The organism is Methylobacterium sp. J-048, assembly GCF_022829515.1.
Taxonomy (GTDB): domain Bacteria; phylum Pseudomonadota; class Alphaproteobacteria; order Rhizobiales; family Beijerinckiaceae; genus Methylobacterium.
Genome location: NZ_JAKSYL010000163.1, coordinates 1 through 7942 on the forward strand (window position 1 = coordinate 1; position 7942 = coordinate 7942).

Consider the following 7942-nt stretch of genomic DNA (forward strand, 5'->3'; position numbering starts at 1 on the left):
CGACAGCAGCGTCGTGGCCATCTCGTAGCCGACCACGACGCCGGGATCGTAGCCGAGCATGCCGATGAAGTGGGTGCTCCAGATGCCTGCGCCGGCCGAGAAGCTGGCGGCCAGCAGCCAGGCGGGGGCCGAGGCGCCGCCCTTCCGGACGCGCTGTTCGAGCAGCAGGGCGACGTAGCAGGAGATCCAGCAGACGCAGGCGGCCAGGGGGACCACCCAGGGGGTGTGCTGATCGGTCAGGCAGGCCAGAGCGCGGTACATCGGAGGCCTCGCCGTGCGACAACACGGGAGCACGATAGCGCGCCGATACTAATCAGAAGTTGCATATTCGGTTGTAATTTCGCCATGGTTACTGGTTTTCGGGCGACGCGCGCGCCGGCTCCTTCCCCGAGCGATGCTCTGCGGGGCAAGCTGCGACCGCCGCGACGGCTATAGTGCTCATAGACGCCGTCTTCGCGGCCGGCGCCATGAGCCGGAGGGCCCTGGAACAGTTCAAATCAGACCTGCGGCCCCGCTCACGCGTACAAACGTAGCGGTTACATGCCCTCGGCGCGCTTCAGCCATGCCGGAAGGCCAATGCCGTCCCGGGCGTTCTCACGGTAGGTCAACCCACCTCCCAAGACGACCCCTTCGAGCCCGCTCGGCATCAGCTGCGGCGGGCTCTTTTTCGTTAAGCGTTTCGCCCTACGCCTTGCCGGTGTCCGCGATCCGACGCTCCGCCCGCCGTCAACGGATCTTTGACGGCACGCTGTGACCGCACGCATGAAAAGCCTCCTCGCGTTCGTTGCGACCCTGATCGTGTGCGCCGCCCCTGCGCTGGCCGAAGGCGATCGGCTGGGCCTGGGCTGCGACGACCCGCGGACCACGGGGTCGCTGCCGGCCGACGCGCCTGGCCCGGCAATCCTGGGGGACGACTTCGGCCGGGTCGAGATGACGCCGCCCGAAGACAGCTGGCAGGAGCAGGCGCAGCAGAACGCAGAGCGCCGCCGGCGGGAGCGGGCCGAAGGATGCCCGGCCGACTGAGGGCTGGTCTTAACGACATCCCGAACAGGTCATGCGGACGACTGCCACTTATCGTTGATCCGCCGACCAATCACCGTCACTGTGGCTTCTGGCTCGGAGAAGGCCATACGGCTGGCGACGCTCCGCGGCGCGCACCTGACGATGAAGGGCTATCCGACATGCGGCTACTGGCTTTCGGCGCCTTGATGGCGCTTTCGGTCTCGCCGGAGGCGCTCGCTCAGGATCCGCGCGACATCCCGGTCCAGCGCGATCTCAGGCGGATGGACCGGATCGACAAGCGCCTCGGCGGCGACGGCGGCCCTCAGGTCGATCCGAACGTGACCCCGGACAATCCCGACGGCGTCGTCGGCTTCGACGGCCCGCCCTTTAACGACGGTGATCCCGGCGTCATCGACGGCGGCCCCCTGCCGCCCGGCTCGCCGGAGGATGCCGATGACGATTAGGCATCATCCCGAAAGGTGGTTTCCGGCTTTCGGACACAGATGATGCAAAGCCAAAGACTTCGCGCATCGTCCAGGTTTCGATATGCGGGGCGAAGCGCGAGGACCCGCTGTCTCGGATGGTCCCTGCCCTAGATCGACTAGGTGCAGGCAGCCACGCGCTATCAGGGGACCCACGATGGCACACGACACGCCGGACGCCGATCGCGCTGCCCGTGTGATCGCCGAGAACGTCTACGCGGCGTTCTGCCGGCAGGCGACGATGCCGCACCGCCCGATGGAGGAACAGACGATCCTGGCGCGGCTCGTCGAGGCGATCCGCCCCCAGATCGGCAGCGGCTCTCCGGGCGCGATCGTCGAGGCGGCCAACGCGGCCCTGTCTGCGTGGGAGCAATGGGATTCCGAGGTGCGCGGGCCGCGCGTCGTCGCAGTGAATCCGGTCGATGGTGCGGTGACCGTTGGCTAGGGCCGAGCGCATCGTCGCCGATATCGGAACCCGGACGAAGCACGAGGTCTTTGGTTCGGCATCGTCGTGTTCCAAAATCCGGAAGCCATCTTTCGGGATGATGCTCCAGCGCTTCGCGAGCGCGGCATCGACGGCGAATCGGTTGTGATCAGGGGCGCGGAATGCGTAAGGGGCGGTCCAGATCTGGCTCATCGCAGCGACCGCTGCCCGAGAGCCTGACGCAACATCTCTCGGATCCGAAGATCCGGGTCCTCAGGACGCCGGACGGCCGGAAGCGGCCCTCGCGCGCAGCCGGGGCGTTCAGGAAGGTCGGCATCTCGGTCGTGACCCTCGCGGTCCTCGTGCTGGCCGGCGGGCACCTCGTGCATGCGTGGTAGATGCTCGGCTTCGGGCTCGGGCCGGTTTCCGGGTCTAATCCCCGATGCGTCCCGCTCGAGACGCCGCATGAACGGCACGGGCCTACCTGAAACGGACCGGCTCCCTATGTCAGCTGCCAAGGAGCCCTTCAAACCATGATCATGATCATCATTTGCTTCCTCGCGCCTTGGCTCGCCATGTTCCTGCGCGGGAAGGTCATCCAGGGTATCCTCTGCATCATCCTCCACCTGACGATCATCGGCTGGATCCCGGCGACGATCTGGGCCCTGGTGGTCACGCGCCGGGAAGCCGCCTGACACGCCGACCGTGATGGAGAGGAGGCCCTGATGCCGCCCAAGCTAACCAAGACGATCATCGGGGCGGTCATCGCTGTCGCGCTCGCGGCGGCCGTCTCCTACGGCGTGATCAGCCAGCAGACCGCCGACGAGATCCAGACCAAGGCGAACCAGAGCCTGCAGACCGACCAGGCCGCGCCCAATCCGGCGCCGCAGGATCCGAGCCCGCAGGCACCGGGCCAGCCGGGGACATCACCTCAGACGCCCGCGCCGCGTCAGTAGCGGGGCGTGGTGGGAAGCGCGGGCGGCCGAGCGGTCGCCGCCGCTCTTGCCCGGCGCACGAGCCATGTCATTGCAGAGAGCTGGGCCCGGGAGACATCGAGCGTCCAGCGTCGAGCAGGGCGCGAATCTTGGCGGTGGCGTGCGCGAGGATGTCGGGGCGCGCCTCGTCGTAGGACGTTTCGGCGACGAAGCTCTGGAGCGCGCCCTCGATCCTGTCCTCGATGTCGTCCATCACCGCCAAGCCGTGCGGGCCCTCCCGACGCAGATAGGCGTCGGCGAGGGCCAGATAGGCCGCGCTGGCGAGTAGAAAAGCCACGCCATTGGCTTCCTGCGCCTGTTCGGAGCCAGGCTCGAGATCGCCGGCTTGGTCGTCCAAGGATTTATCGATCATCAATGCGCGCTCTGCACGGAGGTCGTGCGAAGCATGTCTCAATTGCCGTAGCGCACACAGTTGCAATTACTGCGTATCAGCTTGATCATTTGGCTGGTAATTCTATCTGGGATATAGTAATTCTTTATCAATTCGCTCTTGGGTTGTGGGTAAGCCAAAATGGGCCCGCGGGCCGAGGCGCGAACGGGCACGGCGACCTACACGATCCCGCTGCCGTCGTAAGGCCAGGGCCGGTCGAGATGCGCCGCCACCGCGGCCGGATCATCACCGACCGCATGCACGGCCGCGGTCACATCCTCGACCGGAACCTGCAGACGGCGCGCCCAATAGGCGGCCGAACTCGGATCCTCGACATTCACGCGCTTCGGCTCTTGGGACAGATCGGACATGGTGGCCTCCGGCGGGAGAACCGCCTCTGAACCCGTCCGGTTCAGCGGCGGCCTTCGTGTCGCATCGATCGCGGCCGCGTCCGGCCGTTACCAGCCGCCGTAGAACCGGCGCGGGCCGTCGTAGCCGCCGGGGCCGCGCTCATAGCCGCCACCGTAGCCGTATCCCGGGCGACCGCCGTAAGGACCGCGCGGGCCGCCATAGCCCCAGCCGCGATCGTTCGGACGGCAATGGCCCCACGGGTTCGGATGGAAGCCCGGGCCGCAGCCGCCGGCGACGCGCTCGATCAGCCCGCCGCCTTCGGGAGGGCCGTAACCGAACGAAGCCGCGTTCGCCGCCGTCGCGGTGGCGAGCCCCGCCGCGAACATCACGGCCATTCCGAGCGTCTTGAAGCGCACCATGACACGACCTCCTGAAACCGCCGGCTGCCTTGGCCGGACCGGATGCCAGGAGAATGGAGCCGGCGTCCTGAACCCGTTCTGGTCGGGTCGTTCATCAACCTGATGGTGAAGGTGGCGCGATCGGATCGCGGTGTAGTTTCGGCAGGACGCGGAAAAACGGCGGGGCTCGCACCCCGCCGCAGGTCGATCCAAGCGGATCTCTCGATAGCCTCGGCTTCGGCGTCACAGGCCCAGCAGCATGCTGGCGGACCCGAGCAGGGTCATCGTGAGGCCGCCGACGAAGACCCCGATCATCGCGTACGAAAAAGCTTTCAGCGCCATCCGGTGATGCCTGCTCCGCGGATCAGCACCGATAGCCGCCGGTGGTCTGGCCGTACTGCTTCACGGGGCGGGTCTGCTGGTCCGCGTTGCCCTCCGCCGCCGAGCTCATCGGGCAGCGATCGTACATGGGGGCGTCGTGGACGCCGAGCCCCAGCGCGCCGGTGGTCTCGACCTCATAGGGGGCGAAACCGGTCCAGCGCGCATCGTTGGATGCCATGGCGGACGAGATCGGAGCGACGCCAAGGACAAGCGCGGTGACGGCGGCGGCGATACGGGTCTTCATGGGTAAAACTCAGCTCCTACAAAATACAGGCCGGTGGTTCGAGCCCGCTTCGTCTTGTACGAGACTAAGATGGTGCATCGCGCCCCGCCGTGACGTGCCGACCCGCACGCGGCGAGACGGATTAAACGATGGGGAGCGCTTGCGCGGCGGCGTGCAACAACGATCCCGGCAATCCGCTTTCGAGCGGACGCCCGAACGGATCGTAGCCATAAGTCCACACTTCGCTCGAAGGCGTCTCACACCCTTCGGGTCGGTGAGCGCCACCCGACAGTGCAGCGCGTCCTGGTCGCGCCGCTCACTCGTACCGGCGGGGTGGTGGATCGCGGCGAGGCGCCCTCGCTCCTCCCGCGGGTAGGCTCGGCTACTGACCGATGAGCGAAGCCTCACCGTTGCCGAAGGACCAGTCCTTGCATCAGCCAACCGGGTCGTTCAGCAACGGGCGACAGCCGGTTTCCGTCGGTGTCGAGGGCCGCCTGAAGGCGACCGTACAGGACGGTGCCATCGCGGCCGCAGTGGCGGGTTCCGAGATCATCCCGTCGGTGCTGGGCGCATGCCGCGGCGAGGCGGAACTCGCTGGCCGTTGATCCGCGCGGGCTTCGGGAACGACGTCGCTAGACCATCAAATCCACTTGAATACTTTCGGATGACCTGCGACCCGAACATTTGCGTCCGGGGATCGACGGACCGATTCCTTCGGTCCCGCCGAACGCGCAGATATCATCATCGACATCCCGACCGACACGAAACCGGCAAGGGCCCGAAGATCGCTCGGTTCCCGAGGATCTCTTGAGATGGCCTCGGCCTCGCGTTGCAGGCGGAGATTGCACGCTTTCGTGGCGAAGCCGGCACCGGGGGTACAAGCGTCATGGCGTGCACAGGCCGCATCGAGAGCATCGATGGGTGCTGCGGGAGCATTATTTCCCGGGCCACAATAATTGCCGTGAAACAGGGCGCTCGGCGCCCGCCCGTCATCATGGGGCTGCGCATGCGCCGGACTGGCAACAGCCAAAACCAGAAGGGCCGGAACGATCAATTCGTGTCGCATTGGATCACACCTCGTTCGAACGCGCAGTCCGTAATCGCTTGTCGTGTCGTGCCTCGTGATGGGGTTCGTTTCGGGCGGTGCCCCAGATCTAGAGCCGCAGGCCTCCGCCGACCTGAATGGTCTCACCGGTGATCCAACCGCCATCATCGGAAACGGCGAACGCGACCGCGGCGGCGATGTCGGCCGGCCGTCCGATGCGGCCGAGGGGCGTGCGCGCAACGAACGGGGCCGCGCCCTCCTCGCCCATGCCGCTCGTGCCTTCCGTCGCGACGAGGCCGGGCGCGACACCGACGACACGGATCCCGCGCGGCCCAAGTTCGAGGGCGAGCGAGCGGGTCAGGCTGTCGACCGCGCCCTTGGTGGCGCTGTAGACCTGCGCCCCGGCGATGGGTGTGACGCCGGCGCCGGACGAGATGTTCACCACCACGCCGCCGGTCAGGGGAAACACGCTTGCCGCCGCCTGGGTCGCGAGGATCAGCCCCTTCACGTTCAGCGCGAATTGCCGGTCAATCGAGTCCGGCGTGATGCCGGCGAGGTCACCGAACTCGTAGATGCCGGCGTTGTTGACGAGGATGTCGACATGCCCGAAGGCGGCGGTCGCCTTGTCGAACAACGCGTTGATCTCCGCAGGCTGGGACACATCCGCCCGCACCGCCTTGGCATGTCCGCCCGCCGCCCTGATCGTCGTGACGAGCTTCTCGGCAGCGTCCTCGCTGCGCGCGTAGTTGACCACGACGCTGGCCCCGTCCGCCGCCAGGCGCAGCGCGATCCCGGCCCCGATGCCCTTCGACGCTCCGGTGACGACGGCCACCCGTCCTTCGAGCTTGCTCATCTGGATCTCCATGATCGTTGATCGGAAGCATCCCCCGGGAATAAGGGATGATCGTCGGCGGGAGGGGAGCGGGTTTCCGGGGGGCGGAACCACGGAGGCGACCCCGGTGTGGACCGTACCGGACCGTGAGGCCGTCAGTGTCGGCTCGGCCGCCGACCCACGGGCGCGGCCTCGGCATTCGCCAGTCCACCGGACGACGGTCCACCGGGTGGGCCAGCCCGCTTCGTGGCATGTGCCGATGTCGAGATCGCGCTGCGGATTGTCACGACGCGACGGCATGGGCCGTCCTGGTTCGACGCCGCCCGCCGCCACCGACCATCGCCGGGAAGACCGGCACGCCCGGTACCGTCGAGCGACGCCGATGGAGTCAGCCTAGCCCCATGTGAGGCCGGCGCGAGCCGCGATTCTGCACAGCCGGTCACCGTAAACGGTTCGACCGCTCGTTCCGCCCGCCTGCTGATCAGATGTCCCCGGCGATCCGTCGTTCGTCGGGCCGATGCGCGGGCCTGTCTGACCCCAATCAACTCCTGCGCATCGGGCCTTTGCGGGTTCGGGTACCGCGAGCGTGCCCAAGCGCCACTGCCTCGACCCCGTGACGACACCGGAGGACGCCCACGCCTCGCCACGCCTGCATCGATCCGCACGACCGGCCCGCTCAGGCGGACGCCAGGGTCGCATTCGAGACGAGGGCAGGCGTGGTCAGGTTGGTCCCGATGCGCGACGCCTCGGACGACCGACGGCTTGCCGCGGCGCAGCCCGATCAGCCCAGCCCAGAGAGTAGGATGAGCATGAACGCCCAGAGCAACGGTTCGGACGCCCGGCACGGCGGTCACCCGGACGGTATCCCCGATGCGGTCAAGGCGGCCCCGGACAAGGCCATCTGGCCGATGCCGAACGGTTTGGACGCGGCCGCACGTCAGGCCCGGGAGGCCGCGGAGCGATTCAGCCAAACGCTCGGGTTCTCCGGTGAGGAAGGCGAACGGCTCGCGACGCAGTCGAGGCGGAACATGGAAGCGGTGAGGCAGTGCCGTTCGGTGCTGATGCAGGCGTTCCAGTCATCGTCCGAGAACTGGATGGAGATGGTCCAGGCCCAGTGGAAGCGGAGTTTCGACGGGATGGAGCGCCTGATGCAAGCCAAGTCCGTCCAGGAATTCGGCGCGATCCAGGGCGAGCTCGTCCGGGAGAACCTGGAGCACATCCTGAAGGACAGCCGCTGCATCGCGGAGCGTTCGATGCGGGCCGCCGACGAGGCCGGGAAGGCTTTGGCGGCGATGACGGACCGAACCGCCGACGTACCGGCGTGAGACGCTCCCGGCCTCGGTATCAAGCGCGATCCGAGGCCGGTCCGCCGCCGACCGGATGATTCCTACCAACGCGATTGATAGTGGCGCACCTGCCGTTCGCGGCGTCGCTCGTCG

At 67.4% G+C, this 7942-nt stretch carries 13 protein-coding genes; 7 read left to right on the forward strand and 6 right to left on the reverse strand.

Features of this window, described 5'->3' with window-relative positions; genetic code table 11:
- Positions 1–261 (reverse strand): MHYT domain-containing protein (locus tag MKL09_RS16445; protein ID WP_279605925.1); only part of this gene is annotated, 261 nt, incomplete at its 3' end.
- Positions 262–762: 501 nt separating this feature from the next.
- On the opposite strand from MKL09_RS16445, the gene MKL09_RS16450 reads away from it, so the two are divergent.
- From MKL09_RS16450 to MKL09_RS16470, 5 genes are all read left to right on the forward strand, one after another.
- Positions 763–1023: a hypothetical protein gene (locus tag MKL09_RS16450; RefSeq protein ID WP_244021831.1), complete on the forward strand. Its 261-nt coding sequence runs from the start codon at positions 763–765 to the stop codon at positions 1021–1023.
- Between the two features lie 158 nt (positions 1024–1181).
- Positions 1182–1466, forward strand: coding sequence for a hypothetical protein (locus tag MKL09_RS16455; RefSeq protein ID WP_244021835.1), 285 nt, complete (start codon positions 1182–1184; stop codon positions 1464–1466).
- A gap of 175 nt (positions 1467–1641) precedes the next feature.
- Positions 1642–1929 (forward strand): hypothetical protein, encoded by a 288-nt coding sequence (locus MKL09_RS16460; protein WP_244021837.1) that lies wholly within the window; start codon positions 1642–1644, stop codon positions 1927–1929.
- A 512-nt stretch (positions 1930–2441) separates the two neighbouring features.
- Positions 2442–2603: a YqaE/Pmp3 family membrane protein gene (locus MKL09_RS16465; RefSeq protein ID WP_244021839.1), complete on the forward strand. Its 162-nt coding sequence runs from the start codon at positions 2442–2444 to the stop codon at positions 2601–2603.
- Positions 2604–2633: 30 nt separating this feature from the next.
- Positions 2634–2864, forward strand: a complete 231-nt coding sequence (locus tag MKL09_RS16470; RefSeq protein ID WP_244021841.1) for a hypothetical protein — start codon at positions 2634–2636, stop codon at positions 2862–2864.
- A gap of 67 nt (positions 2865–2931) precedes the next feature.
- Here MKL09_RS16470 and MKL09_RS16475 read toward each other — a convergent pair whose 3' ends face one another.
- From MKL09_RS16475 to MKL09_RS16490, 4 genes are all read right to left on the reverse strand, one after another.
- Positions 2932–3255: a hypothetical protein gene (locus MKL09_RS16475; RefSeq protein WP_244021843.1), complete on the reverse strand. Its 324-nt coding sequence runs from the start codon at positions 3253–3255 to the stop codon at positions 2932–2934.
- 197 nt (positions 3256–3452) lie between these two features.
- Complete coding sequence (locus MKL09_RS16480; RefSeq protein ID WP_244021845.1) at positions 3453–3644, reverse strand: DUF3606 domain-containing protein; 192 nt, start codon at positions 3642–3644, stop codon at positions 3453–3455.
- A gap of 87 nt (positions 3645–3731) precedes the next feature.
- Entirely contained in the window at positions 3732–4043 is a 312-nt protein-coding gene (locus MKL09_RS16485; RefSeq protein WP_244021847.1) for a GCG_CRPN prefix-to-repeats domain-containing protein, read from the reverse strand.
- A 343-nt stretch (positions 4044–4386) separates the two neighbouring features.
- Entirely contained in the window at positions 4387–4647 is a 261-nt protein-coding gene (locus MKL09_RS16490) for a hypothetical protein (RefSeq protein ID WP_244021849.1), read from the reverse strand.
- A gap of 371 nt (positions 4648–5018) precedes the next feature.
- Between MKL09_RS16490 and MKL09_RS16495 the strand changes: the two genes are divergently transcribed.
- Positions 5019–5231, forward strand: a complete 213-nt coding sequence (locus MKL09_RS16495) for a hypothetical protein (protein ID WP_244021851.1) — start codon at positions 5019–5021, stop codon at positions 5229–5231.
- A gap of 549 nt (positions 5232–5780) precedes the next feature.
- Here MKL09_RS16495 and MKL09_RS16500 read toward each other — a convergent pair.
- Positions 5781–6524, reverse strand: a complete 744-nt coding sequence (locus tag MKL09_RS16500) for an SDR family NAD(P)-dependent oxidoreductase (RefSeq protein WP_244021853.1) — start codon at positions 6522–6524, stop codon at positions 5781–5783.
- Positions 6525–7237: 713 nt separating this feature from the next.
- On the opposite strand from MKL09_RS16500, the gene MKL09_RS16505 reads away from it, so the two are divergent.
- Complete coding sequence (locus tag MKL09_RS16505; protein WP_244021861.1) at positions 7238–7828, forward strand: phasin family protein; 591 nt, start codon at positions 7238–7240, stop codon at positions 7826–7828.
- Positions 7829–7942: the final 114 nt, after the last annotated feature.

Bases quoted from the DNA above. Each gene is read 5' to 3' on its own strand.
- MKL09_RS16470 (WP_244021841.1), top strand. From the start codon at position 2,634: ATGCCGCCCAAGCTAACCAAGACGATCATCGGGGCGGTCATCGCTGTC.
- MKL09_RS16475 (WP_244021843.1), bottom strand. From the start codon at position 3,255: ATGATCGATAAATCCTTGGACGACCAAGCCGGCGATCTCGAGCCTGGC.
- MKL09_RS16505 (WP_244021861.1), top strand. From the start codon at position 7,238: ATGCGCGACGCCTCGGACGACCGACGGCTTGCCGCGGCGCAGCCCGAT.
- MKL09_RS16455 (WP_244021835.1), top strand. From the start codon at position 1,182: ATGCGGCTACTGGCTTTCGGCGCCTTGATGGCGCTTTCGGTCTCGCCG.
- MKL09_RS16490 (WP_244021849.1), bottom strand. From the start codon at position 4,647: ATGAAGACCCGTATCGCCGCCGCCGTCACCGCGCTTGTCCTTGGCGTC.
- MKL09_RS16495 (WP_244021851.1), top strand. From the start codon at position 5,019: ATGAGCGAAGCCTCACCGTTGCCGAAGGACCAGTCCTTGCATCAGCCA.
- MKL09_RS16485 (WP_244021847.1), bottom strand. From the start codon at position 4,043: ATGGTGCGCTTCAAGACGCTCGGAATGGCCGTGATGTTCGCGGCGGGG.
- MKL09_RS16500 (WP_244021853.1), bottom strand. From the start codon at position 6,524: ATGAGCAAGCTCGAAGGACGGGTGGCCGTCGTCACCGGAGCGTCGAAG.
- MKL09_RS16480 (WP_244021845.1), bottom strand. From the start codon at position 3,644: ATGTCCGATCTGTCCCAAGAGCCGAAGCGCGTGAATGTCGAGGATCCG.
- MKL09_RS16450 (WP_244021831.1), top strand. From the start codon at position 763: ATGAAAAGCCTCCTCGCGTTCGTTGCGACCCTGATCGTGTGCGCCGCC.
- MKL09_RS16465 (WP_244021839.1), top strand. From the start codon at position 2,442: ATGATCATGATCATCATTTGCTTCCTCGCGCCTTGGCTCGCCATGTTC.
- MKL09_RS16460 (WP_244021837.1), top strand. From the start codon at position 1,642: ATGGCACACGACACGCCGGACGCCGATCGCGCTGCCCGTGTGATCGCC.